Annotated in this window: 14 protein-coding genes; 6 read left to right on the forward strand and 8 right to left on the reverse strand. The window is 64.1% G+C overall.

The genetic code is table 11. From position 1 onward, the window contains the following. The first annotated feature begins 66 nt into the window (after positions 1-66). The 4 genes from QM659_RS09665 to QM659_RS09680 all read left to right on the forward strand — a co-directional run bounded on the left by QM659_RS09665 (position 67) and on the right by QM659_RS09680 (position 4,939). Complete coding sequence (locus QM659_RS09665; protein WP_303483079.1) at positions 67-567, forward strand: hypothetical protein; 501 nt, start codon at positions 67-69, stop codon at positions 565-567. A gap of 246 nt (positions 568-813) precedes the next feature. Then, positions 814-2,715, forward strand: a complete 1,902-nt coding sequence (locus tag QM659_RS09670) for an ATP-binding protein (RefSeq protein ID WP_415188263.1) — start codon at positions 814-816, stop codon at positions 2,713-2,715. Between the two features lie 87 nt (positions 2,716-2,802). Further along, entirely contained in the window at positions 2,803-3,822 is a 1,020-nt protein-coding gene (gene bioB / locus QM659_RS09675; RefSeq protein ID WP_415188264.1) for a biotin synthase BioB, read from the forward strand. Continuing rightward, positions 3,806-4,939, forward strand: a complete 1,134-nt coding sequence (locus tag QM659_RS09680) for an 8-amino-7-oxononanoate synthase (protein WP_415188265.1) — start codon at positions 3,806-3,808, stop codon at positions 4,937-4,939. Before bioB ends, QM659_RS09680 begins: the two co-directional genes overlap by 17 nt. Before the next feature lie 3 nt (positions 4,940-4,942). On the opposite strand, the gene nagA is transcribed toward QM659_RS09680, so the two are convergent. From nagA to QM659_RS09695, 3 genes are read right to left on the reverse strand one after another with little or no spacing between them, the layout of a single operon-like run. Further along, entirely contained in the window at positions 4,943-6,112 is a 1,170-nt protein-coding gene (gene nagA, locus QM659_RS09685; protein ID WP_415188266.1) for an N-acetylglucosamine-6-phosphate deacetylase, read from the reverse strand. Beyond that, entirely contained in the window at positions 6,112-7,146 is a 1,035-nt protein-coding gene (locus QM659_RS09690) for an SIS domain-containing protein (protein WP_415188267.1), read from the reverse strand. Before QM659_RS09690 ends, nagA begins: the two co-directional genes overlap by 1 nt. Continuing rightward, complete coding sequence (locus tag QM659_RS09695; RefSeq protein ID WP_415188268.1) at positions 7,133-8,026, reverse strand: BadF/BadG/BcrA/BcrD ATPase family protein; 894 nt, start codon at positions 8,024-8,026, stop codon at positions 7,133-7,135. The genes QM659_RS09690 and QM659_RS09695 overlap by 14 nt, the downstream gene beginning before the upstream one ends. An 81-nt stretch (positions 8,027-8,107) precedes the next feature. On the opposite strand from QM659_RS09695, the gene QM659_RS09700 reads away from it, so the two are divergent. Then, on the forward strand, positions 8,108-9,010 hold the full coding sequence (locus QM659_RS09700) for an N-acetylmuramic acid 6-phosphate etherase (RefSeq protein WP_415188269.1): 903 nt from the start codon (positions 8,108-8,110) through the stop codon (positions 9,008-9,010). A gap of 47 nt (positions 9,011-9,057) precedes the next feature. On the opposite strand, the gene grpE is transcribed toward QM659_RS09700, so the two are convergent. The 5 genes from grpE to QM659_RS09725 form a co-directional block, all read right to left on the reverse strand. Continuing rightward, complete coding sequence (grpE, locus tag QM659_RS09705; RefSeq protein ID WP_415188270.1) at positions 9,058-9,924, reverse strand: nucleotide exchange factor GrpE; 867 nt, start codon at positions 9,922-9,924, stop codon at positions 9,058-9,060. A gap of 97 nt (positions 9,925-10,021) precedes the next feature. Beyond that, positions 10,022-11,125 (reverse strand): heat-inducible transcriptional repressor HrcA, encoded by a 1,104-nt coding sequence (gene hrcA, locus QM659_RS09710; protein WP_415188271.1) that lies wholly within the window; start codon positions 11,123-11,125, stop codon positions 10,022-10,024. Positions 11,126-11,381: 256 nt separating this feature from the next. Beyond that, a complete protein-coding gene (gene mutL / locus QM659_RS09715) occupies positions 11,382-13,202 on the reverse strand; it encodes a DNA mismatch repair endonuclease MutL (RefSeq protein WP_415188272.1) in 1,821 nt (606 codons plus the stop codon). Between the two features lie 25 nt (positions 13,203-13,227). Beyond that, the gene (locus QM659_RS09720) at positions 13,228-14,571 is read right to left on the reverse strand and encodes a glucose-6-phosphate isomerase (protein ID WP_415188273.1); all 1,344 of its coding nucleotides are present in this window, start codon (positions 14,569-14,571) and stop codon (positions 13,228-13,230) included. A gap of 177 nt (positions 14,572-14,748) precedes the next feature. After that, complete coding sequence (locus QM659_RS09725; RefSeq protein WP_415188274.1) at positions 14,749-15,420, reverse strand: DUF4142 domain-containing protein; 672 nt, start codon at positions 15,418-15,420, stop codon at positions 14,749-14,751. A 4-nt stretch (positions 15,421-15,424) separates the two neighbouring features. Here QM659_RS09725 and QM659_RS09730 point away from each other — a divergent pair, with 4 nt between their 5' ends. After that, positions 15,425-16,297 (forward strand): LysR substrate-binding domain-containing protein, encoded by an 873-nt coding sequence (locus QM659_RS09730; protein WP_415188275.1) that lies wholly within the window; start codon positions 15,425-15,427, stop codon positions 16,295-16,297. Positions 16,298-16,398 lie beyond the last annotated feature (101 nt).

The raw sequence follows: 16,398 nt of genomic DNA on the forward strand, positions 1-16,398 counted from the left end.
GGGACGAGAGAATACGTGTTCTCGTCTCGCCAAACCCGCTATTCGCTCAGGAAAGAGAGACCGGACATGGCGACGAAAAATGACTTCACGCCGGAAGAATGGAAAACTCTGCTCGATGGCGCCGTCCTTTCGGGGCTGGCGGTCACGGCTGCCGAACCGAACGGCATTATCGGCCTGGTCAAGGAGAGCTTCGCCGCCAGTCAGGCTCTGATCGAGGGGCGGCGGGGGACGAATGAATTGATCCGCTCGATCGTCGAGGACTTCGAAACTTCGCAAGGTCGCACCGACGCGCGTGAAGCTCTCAAGGCGCGGCTCGGCGCAAATGTCGATGCCTCTGTCCTCAAGGCGAAATCCATCGAGACGCTTCGGGAAGTCGCGGCGATCCTCGAAGCGAAAGCGCCGCAGGATGCCCCGGCGGTGAAGGAGTGGCTTTATCATATAAGCCAGAAAGTCGCTGATGCGGCCTCCGAAGGCGGCAACTTTCTCGGCTTCGGAGGCGTCAAGGTGAGCGACGCCGAGAAGGCAACGCTGTCCGAGATCTCCGGGGCGCTCAAGCTCGCCGCGTAATCTGAGGAGGCGCGCAAGACCGCGCGCCTCAATCATTTCCATCAAAGCCGTTTTGTGGATCTGCCGCTTTGAAATCAAGGGCGGAGATACGTATTATTTGTCTAAATAGCACGATATGGCATTTACGTTGTAGTAATAGCCCGGCCGATTTTGCACATCGAAGTTGTATTTTATGATCTATACCTGTCGCGTGAGAAACTATTACCGGACTTAACCCATTTTTATGGCAGTTCAGGGACGTCTTTCGTGATATGGCGATCAACTCCCCAAGACCCGGGCCCCATTACGCCGCGTGAAGCGTCTCGCTGGGCTGCGGCAAGAAAGGCCAAGCATCGGATCGTAGCCTTCAGCCTTGCGATCATGGTGGCGATCTGCGTGCTCGTCGGCGAGGCGATCATCAATGAACGACACGCCGCGCTAAAGCGCGCCAAGGTCGATGCCGCCAATATGTCGGCGAGCTTCGAAGAGCAGATCCGCACCAATTTCGAGGCCGCGGCGAATGCCGCAGTCGAGGTCAAGCGCAGTTTTGAACGGGGCACCGCCCTCGATCTCGAAAAAACAAGGTCCGCCGCGCCCATTTACGGCGCGCCTTCGATCGACGTGACCGTGACGGATGCCGAGGGCAACATCGTGTCGACGACCGTTCCCCGCAGTCAGGTCGAGCCGAGTTTGGCAGACCGCGACTATTTTCGAGTGCAGAAAGACGGCGATGCGGACCTTTATATCGGTGCCCCAGTCCGCGGCAGACTGTCCGAAAGAGCCGTCATCCCGTTATCGCTGCGGCTTGAGAAGAATGGCAAATTTGCGGGCGTGGTGGTTGCGTCTCTGACACCAAGTCTTCTCACAACGCTGCATCGCAAGATCCATATGGGCGAAACGACGGCCATCAGCCTCATCCGCGCCGACGGCGTGCGTTTGGCGCGATATACGAAAGCCGGTGGCCTCGACATCTCCTTTCCCCCGCTCAGCCCCGAGACGCTTGATGTTATCTCCCATTCGGCAGACGTGCGGACCGGCTACTTTGTGGGAAACGGCTCCCCTGACGGTGTCGTTCGCATCCAGCATTTTCGCAAGTTTCCGGATCTTCCGCTGACCATCGTATCCGGGGTCGGCCGTGATGAGGTTCTGGCGCCGGCGCGCCGACAGGAGCTTACTTTCGTCGGCCTCGGCCTTGCGGCGCTGTGCCTCCCGTTCTTCATGGCGATCATGCTCAATCGTGAGATCAACAAGCGCGTCGCCCAGGAAGGCGCCCTCGACCGCGAAAGCGACAAGGTGCGGATGGAGCACGCCGCGCTTCTTTCCATCAGCGAGGAACTGGCGAACGAACGCGTGAAGCTCCGCAGGACCAATGCGGAACTCGTCGCCGCGAAAAGGCGCGCGGAACAGGCGAACGAAGCGAAATCGGCCTTTCTCGCGAATATGAGCCACGAGCTGCGAACGCCGCTGAACGCCATCCTCGGCTTCTCGGAGATCATTCGCGACAAGATGATCGGCAACGATATCGACCGCTACGCGTCCTATGCTGCCGACATCCACAAGTCGGGCACGCACCTTCTCAACATCGTCAACGACATTCTCGACGTGACCCGCATCGAGGCGGGCAAGCTCGAACTGCACGAGGATGAGATCGACCTCGACACGCTCATTCAGCGCAGCCTTCTGGCTGTGCAAAATCAGGCGCTGGCGGGAGGCGTCCTCCTTGCCGCGCCCGCCCGCAATCTGGGCGTCGTGCTGAGGGGCGACAAGGGCAAGCTGAAGCAGATCCTCGTCAACCTCCTTTCAAACGCCATCAAGTTTACGGCTCAAGGCGGCCGCGTTGTGGTTTCCGCGACACCCGAATGGGATGGAGGCCTTTGCATCAAGATCCGCGACACCGGCATCGGCATGAGCTGCGACGAAATCCGGCAGGCGCTTGAGCTGTTCCGGCAAGTGGAAAACGGACTGTCTCGCCGCTATGAGGGAGCGGGGCTCGGCCTTCCGCTCGCGGTTCGGCTGACCGAACTGCACGGCGGCACGCTCACGGTCGACAGCACGCCCGGCGAAGGTACCGAGGTCTCCATTCGCTTTCCCGCCAAGCGCGTCGTTTTCGACAAGCGCGTGTCGAAGCAACGCTTCGCCGAGACGGTTCCCGTCAAGATCGCGTCCTGATCGCGCGGCGCGTCATCCCGGTTTGTTGCGCGGGACGGTCAGGAGGGCTACAAACGCCGGGAATTCAAAAAAGGGGGTTCGCCTCAAGTGTCCCGCACCAGTGACGAACGGCACGATTGGACGCGCTCGCAAGCGCAGGAAATTTACGACCAGCCGTTCAACGATCTCATCTTTCAGGCTCACAGCCTGCACCGCCGCTATTTCGAGCCGAACAAGGTCCAGATAAGTCGCCTTCTGTCGATCAAGACGGGCGGATGCCCCGAGGATTGCGCCTACTGCAACCAGTCGGCGCATCACAAGACCGGGCTTTCGGCAGAGAAGCTCATGGAGGTCGAGCGCGTCATCGAAGAGGCGCGCAAGGCGAAGGCGGCGGGTGCGTCGCGCTACTGCATGGGCGCGGCTTTCCGCAGTCCGAAGGAGCGCGATCTCGACATGATCTGCGCCATGGTGACGGGCGTGAAGGCGCTCGGCATGGAAACCTGCATGACGCTCGGCATGTTGTCGGACGCGCATGCGAAGCGCCTCGCCGCGGTCGGGCTCGACTATTACAACCACAACATCGATACGTCCGAGCGCTATTACAAGGAAATCATAACGACGCGCACCTTCGCGGATCGGCTTGAGACGCTGGACCGCGTGCGCGCGGCGGGCATCAAGATCTGCTGCGGCGGCATTCTCGGCATGGGCGAGGAACCGGAAGACCGCTTCGACATGCTCGTTACGCTTGCGAACCTGCCGCAGCCACCCGAGAGCGTGCCGATCAACCAGCTCGTGCCCGTCGAGGGAACGCCGCTCGAAAACGTGCCGCCCGTCGATCCGATCGCCTTCGTTCGCACGATAGCGCTCGCGCGCATCATGATGCCTCGCTCCATGGTCCGGCTTTCGGCTGGCCGCGCGGAAATGAGCGACGAAACGCAGGCGCTGTGCTTCTTTGCGGGCGCGAACTCGATCTTCATGGGCGACACGCTGCTCACCACGGAGAACACGGAAGAAGGCTCGGACGCGCAACTGTTTGCAAAGCTCGGCCTGTCGCCGATGGACCTGAAACGAGAGGATCGCACCGAAACGTGCGCTGGCCGGGAAACGGTTCATGCTGCGGCCCTATGAAGACGCGCTGGCGCGGTTGGAGGAGCGGGGGCGGCTTCGCCAGCTCACCCTTCCGTCCGGCTACGATTTCACGTCAAACGATTATCTGGGCCTGGCTGAATCGCATGAACTGAAGGATGCCGTGCTTGCCGCGCTCGAACGCGGCATAGCCATCGGCGCGGGCGGGTCGCGGCTTCTTCGCGGCAATTACTCCGAACATGAGAGTCTCGAAGCCGACGCGGCGAAGTTCTTCGGCGCGGAAAGCGCGCTGTTCTTCTCGAACGGCTTTCAGGCGAATTACGCGATCTTCGCGGCGTTGCCCAAACGCGGCGACCTTGTGGTTTACGATGCGCTGATCCATGCAAGCGCGCATGACGGCATGCGTGCGGGCAAGGCTGAAATCGCAAAAGCCGCGCATAACGACGCGAACGCGGTGGAAGATCGCATCCGCGCGTGGCGGGCGGGGGGCGGCAAGGGGCGCGCCTGGATCGCGGTCGAAAGCCTCTACAGCATGGATGGCGACCGCGCCCCGCTCGACGACCTCGCCGCTATCGCGGAGCGGAACGAAGGCGTGCTCGTCATCGACGAGGCGCACGCGACAGGCGTCTTCGGACCGGATGGCGCCGGCCTCGGCGCGCATCTCGAAGGCCGGGAGAACGTCGTCTCGCTCCACACCTGCGGCAAGGCGCTCGGCTCGGCTGGCGCGCTCGTGTGCCTGTCGCGCACGCTCCGCAATTATCTGGTCAACTGCTCGCGACCGTTCATTTTCTCGACCGCGCCGTCGCCGCTGATCGCCGCCGCCGTCCGCGCCGCGCTGCGCCTGTGCAAGGAAGAGCCGGAAAGGCGGGAGAAGCTGACACGGCTGATCGCCTTCGCAAACGCCGCCCTCAAGCAGCGCTGCGGGATTGAGGGCAGCGGCTCGCAGATCGTGCCCGTCATCGTCGGGGCGGACACGCGCGCAACGGCGCTTGCGGCAGCGATGCGCAGCTACGGCTACGACATCCGCGCCATCCGGCCTCCGACGGTGCCGGAAAAGACCGCACGGCTGCGAATCTCGCTCACCCTCAACACGAGCGAGGCCACCGTCAGCGACATGCTCGACGCACTGGCGCACGAGCTTCCCCGCGTCAGCGAATAGAAGTCACGCTGGCGGGTTGGGTGTCGGCATGTCCGTCGAGCGGCCATCCACCCACGTCTCATGGATTTTCATGTCGTTCGGATCGAACGCGACGAGATCGGCGCGGAAGTCAGGCGAAATGCGGCCCAACCGGTCGCCGAAGCCGAGGAATGCAGCCGGTTCGGTCGACGCAAAGCGAAGCGCGTCCGTCAGAGGCGTACCGAGCATCTCCACCGCGTTCCGCACCGCCGACGCCATATCGAGCGCCGATCCCGCCAGCGTGCCCGCCGCATTGGTGAGGCGACCGTCCTTGAGCGTGATGTCCTGTCCGTTCAGCGAGAAACTCGTCTCTTTTCCACCCACGGGCGGCATAGCGTCGGTGACGAGCATCGGATGCGCGGCACCGCGAAGCGCGAGCCGCAGCATGGCAGGCGCGACGTGCTCGCCGTCCGCGATCATGCCGAAAAATGCGTTCGGCGCTTCGAGCGCCGCAGCCACGGGGCCGGGATCGCGGGCACCGAGAGGGCGCATCGCATTGAAAAGATGAGTGAAGCCGGACAGCCCTTCATCCAGCGCCGCCTTCGTTTGCTCGTAGGTCGCCATCGAATGGCCGAGCGAGACACGCACGCCCGCGTCGGCGAGCCGGGCGATCACCCCGGCCCCGACGCGCTCCGGGGCGAGTGTGACGAGCGTCGCCGTCTCGCGCGGCGCGGTCAGGAGGTCCAGATCCTCAGCCGTCGGCTCGCGAATGTAGTCGCGGCAGTGGATGCCCGGCTTTTCCGGCGAGATGAACGGTCCTTCGAGGTGAAGCCCGAGCACGCCCGGATTGAGCGTGGCCGCGCGGTCTACGGCTTCGAGCGCATCGACCATCTTCTGGCGGGCGTCCGTGATGAGCGTCGGCATGACGCCCGTCGTCCCGTATTTCCGGTGCGCCGCCGCGATGGCGGCCATTGCCCCGGCGCCCGGCTCGTCGTTCAGGAGCACGTCTCCGCCGCCGTTCACCTGCGAATCGATGAAGCCCGGAGCAAGCCAGGCACCTTCCGGCAGAGCCCGCACGGGCACCCCGTGGGGCAGATTTCCGGGGTGCATGATGTCCAGGATGCGCCCGCCTCGCATGAAGACCGCGCGATCCTTGTGAACTTCCGAGCCATCGAAGATAACGGAAGCAGCTATGGCGTATCGTTTGCGAAGCATTATCGTGTGCTTGTGATTTTGCGGAGATGGCGGGGGCGGTCCACGTCGGTTCCGAGACGCTCCGCGAGCCGGACGGCCATCATGTAGAAGCTCTGGATGAGGCAAACCGCGTCGGTCTCGGGTTGATCCGGCGGCAGGGCGATTAAATTTTCGTCATCCGCGGTGCCGGTTGCGAAAAGCGCGGTGCCCTTGCCGCGCAGGTCGGCGGCGAGCTTTTCCATTCCGGGGGCGGCTTCATCCGTCGGGTTGAACATCAGGATCGGATATTCAGGCGAGACGAGCGCCACCGGCCCGTGCAGAAATTCGGCGCCGCTGAAGGCTTCAGCGTGAAGGTTGGCCGTTTCCTTGAGCTTCAGCGCGGCCTCGCGGGCGATGGCAAGCGTCGGCCCGCGCCCGATGGTGACGAGGCTCGGCGCGCCTGCCAGCGCGGGAAGCGCCGCGCTCCAGTCCAGATCGGAAGCGGCGGCGAGACGTTCCGGCAGACGGGCGACGGCCGCATCGAGCGCCGAATGTCCGTTCCATGCCGCGGCAAGACGAACCAATGCCGCCAGCGTCGTGACAAAGGTTTTCGTTGCGGCGACCGAGAGTTCCGGCCCGGCGCTCATGGGGAGCACGATGTCGCTTACGCGGGCGAGCGCGCTCTCGGTGTCGTTGACGATTGCCACCGCCAGCGCGCCTGAGCGTTGCGCCGCCTCGGTCATGGCGACGATGTCGGCGCTGCTTCCCGATTGCGAGATCGCGAGGAAGAGCTGATCCTTCAGCTTCAGTTCGCCGCCGTAGACGCTCGCGATGCTCGGCGCGGCGGCAGCTACGGGAATGCCCAGATACCGCTCGAACAGGTGCTTGCCGAAGGTGGCGGCGTGGGCCGAACTGCCGCGCGCGCAGGTGACGATCACCCGGGGCGGCTTCCGCCTCAGCCGCGCGGCAAGCTCCTCTACGGGCCGGGCGAGCGCATCGCGCTGGCGGCTCACCGCATGCGGTGCTTCCCGGATTTCCTGCGCCATGCGCACGTCGGGCGCCTCAGGATGTTTCATGAATCCTCCTGCCCGAAACCGAATTTCGAGCGAGTTGCAGCCCGCCGTCCAGTGCATCGCCGGCGGGGCGAACCAGCGATCGCTTCATGTTCTCAGACAGCCACGGCTCGAAGGGCTGCGCGAGACCGCCCATGAGAGCGAGCCTCCTCGCACCTGAAACAAGCAGCGCCTCGGCAATTCGTTCCACGTGGCCCGCCGCCGAAGTAACAAGTTTCCGTGCGACCGTATCTCCCTCTCCGGCATGCCGGAATACGAGCGGCGCGAACGTCCCGAAATCGGCGGGCGCGGCCTCGCTTGCCCAACGCGTGATGGCGTTCGGGTCATGGCCGAAGCGGTTCGCCGCCTCATCGAGCAGGGGTGATGCCGACGCCCGGCCATCCAGCGCCCAAAGCGTGCGCCGCACGGTTTCGAGGCCGAGCCATGCGCCGCTGCCTTCGTCGGAGACCGGGAAACCCCAGCCGCCGACGCGATGACGCCCGCCGCGCACGATGGCTTCACCGATGCTGCCGGTTCCGGCGATGATGACCCCCCCATCCTCGCCACGATGTGCACCGACGCAAGCCGCATGCGAATCCGTGGTAAAAATCGCGGCCTTGAAGGGGTGAGCGGAGCGGGACAGTTCGGCCTGCATGTCCGGCTCGCCCGCTCCCGCAAGCGCGAGACAGGCGACGACGCGGCGGTAATCGGGCGCGAGCGCCGCTTGCTCGAAACATTGAGCCGTGGCCTCCATGACGGCCGCGAATGCCTGCGGAAGGCCACGCCGGACATTTGCCGGACCGGAGCGCCCTTCGCCCAGCGTCTGGCCTTTCGCGTCGGCGAGGCGCGCCAGACATTTCGTGCCGCCGCCGTCCACCGCGAGAAACAACACTTCGACGTTCACTCTTTATGCCCTTGTTACGCATGCTTATTTAAGGTTGCATGATGCAAAGTCCAGCGCCACTTGAACGCGTTTTCGGTTGTTATGGATACTGAACGGCCATCCCCTCGCTTCTCCGGTATCGATGTCTGGGAGCCGCTCGATGCGCTCGACGCGATGATCGAGGGCCAGCTTGCCGCGGTCGCCGCCGTGCGCGCGGCGCGGCGCGACATCCTCCACGCGGTGCTTGCGATGGAGAAACGCCTCGCCAGCGGAGGGCGGCTCGTTTATGCGGGCGCGGGCACGTCCGGCCGCCTCGCTGTGCAGGACGGCGCGGAACTCATGCCAACCTTCAGTTGGCCGAAGGACCGGCTCGTGTTGCTGCTCGCGGGCGGCGACGAGGCCATGGTGCAGGCCGTGGAAGGAGCGGAGGACGAGACCCACCGCGCCGCCGAACTCATCCGCGTCGAGCATGGCATTTGCGCGAACGATGTGCTGGTCGCGGTTGCCGCCAGCGGCAAGACGCCGTTCACGCTGTCGGCGCTGCGCGAGGCGAAAAAGCTCGGCGCGCTTGCGGTGGGTATCGCGAACAATCCCGACACGCCGCTGCTGGCCGAAGCCGATTGCCCGATCTGTCTTGAAACCGGGTCGGAGCCCATCGCCGGGTCGACACGCATGAACGCGGGCACCGCGCAACGCGTCACGCTCGCTGTGCTTTCGTCGCTGGTGATGATCCGGCTCGGCCGCGTTTACGAAGGGCTGATGGTCGAGGTGCAGGCCGTGAACGCGAAGCTTGTCGGGCGTCGCGAAAAGATGCTCGTGCATCTAACCGGCAAGGACTTGGGCGCCGTGCGGGGAGCGCTTTCGCAAACCGGCGGCAACATCAAGCTTGCGGTACTTGTCCTTCAAGGATGTGCGCTCGACGAGGCCCGCGCGCTGCTCGAACGCTCGGGCGGCCGTCTGCGCGATGCTCTGGCGGTCGCCGCACAAGGAAAAGGCGCGGATTGATCGCCGCGCCTTGCCGGTTCGTCGGGGCGAGGCAGCGCCTCGCGGTGTCAGTTTCCGTTTTCGAGGCGCTTTCCGAAGGATGAAATAAGGTCGTCCACGCCCGCCGGGCCGCTGTTCTCCGTCACGGGTTGTGTAACGGACGACGAGCGCTTCTCGCCGCCGTGCCTGTCGCGCCGCAGGGGCGCGCCGGTCGGATCGCGAAAAACATCGGGATCGTGTTCGTGCGCGGGCTCGACGGCGTTATGGTCATGATGCGCCCCCGCATGCACGGCTGAAGGCGCCTCGCCGGCGGGCTCAGCCGAATGTTCGGTCTGGGGAGGCTCCGGCTTGACCGGCGTGCCGCCCTTGGCGACGATCACGGCCGCAGGGCGCAGCACCCGCTCCCCGATCTTGTAGCCTGCTTGCAGCACCTGCACGACAACGTCGGCGGGCACGTTGGGCACGTCCACCTTGATCATCGCCTCCGATGTATGCGGATCGAATTTTTCGCCGAGCGGCTCGAAGCGCGTGATGCCGTGGCGCTCGAAAACCTTGAGAAGCTCGCGTTCCGTCACTTCCACGCCCTGAAGCAGCGTGTTGAGAGCCGGAGTCTGGTCCGTCGCTTCCTTCTGCGCGGCTTCGATAGCCCGGCGAAGATTGTCGGCGATGACGATGGCATCCTTGCCAAACTCGGACGAGGCGTATTTCGCGGTTTCCGCCTTTTCGCGCTCGCTGCGCCTGCGGTAGTTTTCCATCTCGGCGACGACGCGCAGGTGGCGGTCGCGCAGATCCGCGTTTTCGGCCCTCGCCTCGGCCAGCATCTGCGCCAGCGCCTTCACTTGCTCTTCGGTGGCTTGCGGGTTCTGGTCGCGGCCAAGAGAATCGTTATTTTCCGGCCCGTTCGCGTCCGAGGGCCCGTCCGGGGTATCGTTCATGGTATTTTGCCGTTTCCGTTACGATGAGGATCAGCCGCAATCCTCGACCTGCGATGCGCCGATTTTTGAAGCTATATCGGCGGTTTCGCCGGGATAATCAAGCGAGCACGCGGCTGACGAGCTTGGCCGTAAAGTCAACCATGGGGATAATGCGGCCGTAATTGAGCCGCGTGGGACCGATGACGCCGAGAACGCCCACGATCTTGCGCTCATGATCCTGGAAAGGTGCGACGATCAGGGAAGATCCGGACAGGGAGAACAAATTATTCTCGGAACCGATAAAAATGCGGACGCCATCGGCCTTTTCCGCAAGGTCGAGCAGATGGATCAGCGCCTTTTGCGATTCGAGATCCTCGAAAAGAAGGCGGATGCGTTCGAGGTCTTCCACCGCGCGAAGATCGTTCAGCAAGCGGGACTGTCCGCGCACGATCAGGCTGCGATTGTCCTCGCGGCCGCCGGACCATTGCGCGAGGCCGGACCGCACCAGCTTCGCTGTCAGCGCGTCGAGTTCTGCCTGTCTCGCCTTGAGTTCGCCTTCGATCTTTTCGCGCGCCTCGGGCAGCGTCACGCCGCGGATCTTCGCGTTGAGATAGTTCGTCGCCTCGACCAGCGCTTGCGGCGGCAGACCCTCGGGCAAATTCAGCACGCGGTTTTCGACGCTCCCGTCGTCGCCCGCCAGCACAAGCAGCGCGCGTTTCGAGTCGAGGCTGACAAATTCGATGTGCTTGAGGCGGCTCACCTGCTTCTCGGCAAGGACCACGCCCGCGCAGCGCGAAAGGCCCGAGAGAAGATCGCCTGCCTCGGCCAGAACTTCAGAGGTCACCGCGTGCTCACGATGATAGTCGCGCAACAGCTGCCGTTCGAGCTGCTCGCGCTCGGTTTCCTCAATGCTGCCGACTTCGAGCAGGCCGTCGACGAACAGACGCAAGCCCGTCTGCGTCGGAATGCGGCCCGCGCTGACATGCGGCGCGTAAATCAGCCCCTGAGCCTCAAGATCCGACATCACGTTGCGCACGGATGCGGGCGACAGCGTCATGGGCAGCTGGCGCGACAGATGGCGCGATCCGACAGGCTCGCCCGTTTCGAGATAGGTTTCAACGATGCTCCGGAAGATTTCCCGGTAGCGCTCATTCAATTCGCGCAGCCCGTTTGCCTGACTCAATTCGAGGGCGGGCGCGCGCAACTCTTGCCGCTTCGACATGCTTCGCGTCCTTGTTCCAAACCTGCTAAATCTAAGGTCACGCTGGCCCTTCGTCAAATGCCACGCGCGGCTATAGAACACACCCGCAGCGCCAGCGACCGCGTTTCCCATCGATTTGATTGCGTGTGCACAAGCTTCAATCGGGTCGTGTTCGAAAACGGCCAACCGAAGAGGCAAATCGCGTGCTGATCGCGGCCCGCGAAGCGCGACGGCCTCTTTGCAGCCGGACCTGCGATTCGATCAGATTTGACGGGCGCTAACGCCGCTCGAACAGCCGTTCGAGGTCGCCGCGCGACAGCTCGACATAGGTCGGGCGACCGTGATTGCACTGCGCTGCGTTCGGCGTGGTTTCCATCTCGCGCAGAAGCGCATTCATCTCGTCCGGCCGCATCGGGCGGCCGGCGCGGACGCTTCCGTGACAGGCCATGGTCGCGCAGATCGCGTGAAGCCGCGTCTCGACCGTGTTCGCATTGTCCTTGAGTTCGAGGGCGAGGTCCCGGACGAGCGTCTGCAAATCGCATTGCCCGAGAAGCGCGGGCACTTCGCGAACGATGACCGCGCCCGGCCCGAAGCTCTCCAGCGCGAGGCCGCTTCCCGCGATCACCTCCGCGTGCTCGGCGACGAGCGCGGCATCGTCTTCAGACATCTCCACGATCTCGGGGATGAGCAGCAATTGCCGCGCGATCCGGCCGCCGAGAAGCGCTGCCTTGAGCTTCTCATAGACGATACGCTCATGCGCCGCGTGCTGGTCTATGAGGATCACGCCCTGCGGCGTCTCGGAGAGGATGTAGGTGTTATGGAGTTGCGCCCGCGCCACGCCGAGGCGTTCGTAATTCGCATTGTCTGGTTCAGGGGTCGAGGCTTCGCGCGCGGCTCCGTCAGCGAATGACCGGCTTGCCTCTTCGGCATCGAACGCAAGTGCGGCTTCAGCCAAGCCACCCCGAGGCGCCGCTATCGGCTGCTGATATGCCGGGGAGAACGGCGTTTGCGGCCAGGTGCGCAGCGGCGCGCGATATTGCACCGGCTCCGGCGCAGAGGAAGCGGGTGTCAGCACGCCGGTTGGCCGCGCCGCCATCGCGCCCGCGCGCCGCAGCGCGTCGTGCAGCGCCGAGACGACGAGCGCGCGCACGAGGCTCGCCTCGCGGAACCGCACCTCCGCCTTCGCCGGATGCACGTTCACGTCGACATCCTCGACGCGCACGCTGAGGAACAGCACCGCCAGCGGAAAGCGTCCGCGCGGCACCACATCCACATACGCGCCGCGAATGGCCGAAAACAGCAGCCGATCCTTCACCGGCCTGCCGTTCACGAACACATATTGCAGCGATGCGTCGGGCCGGTTGAGCGTCGGCCTCCCGGCGTAGCCCGTCAGCGCCAGTCCGTCGCGTTCGAGGTGCACCGGCTCGGCGTCCTCGCCAAATTCGCGTCCCATGATGCGCGCGAGACGGGCGCGGACCGCGTTTTCATCCCCTTCGGCGGCGCGCGCGAGCTGAAGCGAAGCGCGTTCGCCCACCGTCAGCGAAAAGCCGACATGCGGGCAGGCGAGCGCGAGCCGCTTCACGACATCGGAGATGGCGGCGTTTTCGGCGCGCTCCGACTTCATGAATTTGAGGCGCGCGGGTGTGGCTGCGAACAGGTCGCGCACCTCGACGCACGTGCCGGGGCGCGCGGCGGCGGGGCGTACGGGCGAAGTTTGCCCGGCGCGCACTTCGATTTCATGGCCGCGCGTCGACGGGCGCGGGCGCGTCACGATGGAGAGCGTGCCGACCGAGCCGAGCGACGGCAGCGCCTCGCCGCGAAAGCCGAGCGTGCGGATCGCCATGAGATCGCCGGTCGGCAGCTTCGACGTGGCGTGGCGCCGAACACACAGCGCGAGATCCGCCTCGTCCATGCCGACGCCGTCGTCGGAGACGCGGATCAGCGACAGCCCACCATTCTCGGCAATCACCTCGATGGCGGTGGCGCCCGCGTCGATGGCGTTCTCGACAAGCTCCTTCACCGCGCTGGCCGGCCGCTCGATCACCTCGCCCGCGGCGATGCGATTGATTTCGACCTGGCTCAGTTCGCGGATCGTCACCCTTCGTCCCCGTGCATCGGACCTGTCAGGCGGCGAGATATTGCCGCGTGAGCTTCTTGGCGAGTTCCACGGCGGGCTGGTCGAACGGATCGACGCCGAGGAGGTCGCCTGCGAGGATCGTCTCGATGAAGAAGTGCATCATCAGCGCGCCGAGCGCCCGCTCGTCGAGCTTCGGCACGTCGATGGTGCGCACAGGGCGTTTTGCCTCGATGAGCGCGTCGACGATGGCCTTCTGCTGCGCGGCAACGAGATCGCCTATGCTCTTTTCCGCGAGATAGGGCGCGCCCGCCTCGGCAGCGAGTGCCGCCGGAATGGTGAGGCCGCGATCCGCGCCTTCCGCCTCGGCTACGCGCACGATGGTCATGAGGTGCGTCGCGGGGCCGTCCATGAAGAGCTGAAGCTGGCTATGCTGATCCACCGGGCCGAGCGTGCCGATGGGGGTCGTGCCCTCTCCGTTCTTGCCGAGGCTTTCGGCCCAGAGCTGCACATACCACGCGCTGAAACGTTCGAGCCGGTCCGAATAGGGCATGAGCACGGAGTTCGTGACGCCGAGATCCTTCGCGAGGCCGATGGACAGCGCCGCGCCGACAGCGGCGGGATGGTCTTCCGGCATGGTGGCGGCGGAGAGCTGTTTCACGACGTCGAGCGCACCGGCGCGGAAGGCAGCCACGTCGAGACCGCGCGCGAGCGCGGGCAGAAGGCCGACGACCGAGAACGCCGAATAGCGCCCGCCGATGTCGGTCGGGTGCGGCAGAAGCGGGATGCCGCGCGCGGAGAAAAGCTCGCGCAGGCCGTTCGCGACGCCCGGCTTCGCGGGCTCCGTCACGCCGAGGAAGATCTGCGGGATGAGCGCGGCGTGGCCCGCATCCTCGATGAATTTGAACGCGATCAGCACCTGCGACAGCGTCTCGCCCGTGGTGCCTGATTTAGAGATCGCGATGAAGCGCGTCTTGGGAATGTCGAGGCTTAGAAGGCCGCGGGTGAAGGAGCGCGAGTCGAGGTTGTCGCAGAAGCGAAGCTCGGGCAATTTGCCCGCCGCATCGCCATCGTCGCCGGGGATGCCCCAGCCGCCGACCTGCGCAAGCGCCTGGCCGCCGAGGCTCGAACCGCCCGTGCCGAGAATAACGACGGTTTCCGCGCCCGCAGCGAGCTTGTCGTAGGCCGCGCGGGTTTCCTCGATGTCGGCGGTGTCCTTCAGGATGCGGAAATGCGCGAAACTGTCGGCCTGAGCGGCCTCCTCAAGGGCCTTGAAACGCGGCGTGAGCAGCGTCAGCCACTGCGTAAGGCGCCCCCGGCTCAACCCGGCGTCTCCGATCTTCGTGGAGAGACTGCCTTCGATCGATTGGCGATAGGATGGATGCGAGGTCATGGCGCGAATCCCTTTCCGTCAGTGCTACCCTCTCGATGCCCGCCCCCCAAGGCAAGACATCCGGCTTCAGCTTTCAACAACTGATCGCACGCAAGGCTTCCGGCGCATAGAAAAAGCCGCGGAGAGCGGCTTTTTCCTGTTCGTGGCGTGGCGTCTTTCGCGCGGCAACGGCCGGCTCTAGCGTCGCGCGGACTCCCTGGGCCTCAGAGTGTCGGCCATTTCGAGATGATGCTTGATCGTCGGCAGCAGATTGGTCGCAAACTGCTTCAATTGCGCGTTGTCGCCGCGCTGTATGTAATTTTCCAGAAGCTTTACCGTGTCTCGATGCGCTTCGCGCTGTGCCTGAATGTAGTGCCGATCGAAATCGATGTCGGCCACTTTCAGATTATCGAGCTTCTGCATGTGCGTCACATCGACGACCACGGAAGGAACGGGGAGATTTGCCGCTTTCAAGGTATCTTTCAGCTTTTGGTCGGCCGCTTGATGATCCTCCACCATCTTGTGCGCAAACTGTTTCACCGCCTCATTGTTCGATTTTTGCAGCGCGATCATGCTGGATTGGATTTCGAACTGGTTGCCGGAGCCGAGGTTCTGAGCAAACGATTCAGCGCTCATATTGCGCACGCCGCGTTCGAGCTGCTGAGCGTCTGCGCCGGGCGCAACCGCACACATTGTGGCGGTTACCGCCGCAACGGCGATCAGGAAACGTTTCATAAATTTCTCCTTGGATTCACCGCGCGAGCGGCATTTTGGAGAGTTAACAGGCGAGGTTGAGCCTCGTTCCCCGTTGCCGCTGTATCTGTTTCCGGGAGCACCATACAATGGCCCGGCAACGGAAAGCGGCGGCATTGACATGACACTTGAGCAATTACGCATTTTCGTCGCCGTGGCCGAGCGGGAGCACATGACGCGCGCAGCCGAGGCGATTCATATCACCCAGTCTGCGGCAAGCGCGGCCATCGCGGCGCTGGAGGCCCGCTATGATACCCGGCTTTTCCATCGCATCGGACGGCGCATCGAACTGACGGACGCGGGGCGTCTTTTCCTCTCCGAGGCGCGCGCAGTGCTGGCGCGAAGCGCCGCAGCAGAACGCGTGCTGCACGATCTTGCAGGGTGCATGGCGGGCACCTTGTCATTGTTTGCAAGCCAGACCATTGCGAATTACTGGCTGCCGCCGTTACTCCACCGCTTTCGCGTGGCGTATCCAGGGGTCTCGGTCCAGCTTGCAATCGGTAATACGGAAGAGGTGGCTGCGGCTGTGAGCGAGGGATTTGCCGATATCGGCTTTGCGGAAGGCAACATCGACAATCCGGCCTTGCGGCTGAAGGCTGTGAAGGGTGACAGGCTGGTGGTCGTCGTCAGTCCCCGGCACGAATGGAGCGGTCGAAACGTGGCCGCGGAAGAACTGATGCAAGGTCCGTGGGTGATGCGTGAGCCAGGCTCCGGCACGCGCGCGATCTTTCTGGATGCTTTGCGGGGGCTTGGCGTGGAGGCCACGTCTCTCAAGGTGGCAATGGAACTGCCATCGAACGAAGCCGTGTGTGCGGCGGTTCGTGCCGGTGCCGGGGCGGCGGCGATATCCGACCTTGTGGCGGAGCCGCTCCTGAGCGCAGGCACGCTCGCGCTCGTATCTCTGCCGCTACCGGAACGCCCGTTTTACGTCGCCCGGCACAAGGAGCGGAGTATCAGCCGGGCGGAACGCGCGCTGCTGGATCTGGTCGAGTAGAGACTCCTTTCCTCTGATCGTTCTCATTTTCAGATCAAAACGACGCCAACAATTTGTTGGAACGATCATTTCGCATGAGCGACCATTAAGGAAACTCCTGA

The sequence above is a fragment of the Rhodomicrobium sp. genome, from assembly GCF_047605405.1.
In the GTDB taxonomy this organism is placed as follows: domain Bacteria; phylum Pseudomonadota; class Alphaproteobacteria; order Rhizobiales; family Rhodomicrobiaceae; genus Rhodomicrobium; species Rhodomicrobium lacus.

Bases quoted from the DNA above. Each gene is read 5' to 3' on its own strand.
- QM659_RS09680 (WP_415188265.1), top strand. From the start codon at position 3,806: ATGCTGCGGCCCTATGAAGACGCGCTGGCGCGGTTGGAGGAGCGGGGG.
- grpE (WP_415188270.1), bottom strand. From the start codon at position 9,924: ATGAACGATACCCCGGACGGGCCCTCGGACGCGAACGGGCCGGAAAAT.
- QM659_RS09730 (WP_415188275.1), top strand. From the start codon at position 15,425: ATGACACTTGAGCAATTACGCATTTTCGTCGCCGTGGCCGAGCGGGAG.
- QM659_RS09725 (WP_415188274.1), bottom strand. From the start codon at position 15,420: ATGCCGCCGCTTTCCGTTGCCGGGCCATTGTATGGTGCTCCCGGAAAC.
- nagA (WP_415188266.1), bottom strand. From the start codon at position 6,112: ATGCTTCGCAAACGATACGCCATAGCTGCTTCCGTTATCTTCGATGGC.
- QM659_RS09700 (WP_415188269.1), top strand. From the start codon at position 8,108: ATGGATACTGAACGGCCATCCCCTCGCTTCTCCGGTATCGATGTCTGG.
- QM659_RS09690 (WP_415188267.1), bottom strand. From the start codon at position 7,146: ATGAAACATCCTGAGGCGCCCGACGTGCGCATGGCGCAGGAAATCCGG.
- hrcA (WP_415188271.1), bottom strand. From the start codon at position 11,125: ATGTCGAAGCGGCAAGAGTTGCGCGCGCCCGCCCTCGAATTGAGTCAG.
- QM659_RS09665 (WP_303483079.1), top strand. From the start codon at position 67: ATGGCGACGAAAAATGACTTCACGCCGGAAGAATGGAAAACTCTGCTC.
- QM659_RS09720 (WP_415188273.1), bottom strand. From the start codon at position 14,571: ATGACCTCGCATCCATCCTATCGCCAATCGATCGAAGGCAGTCTCTCC.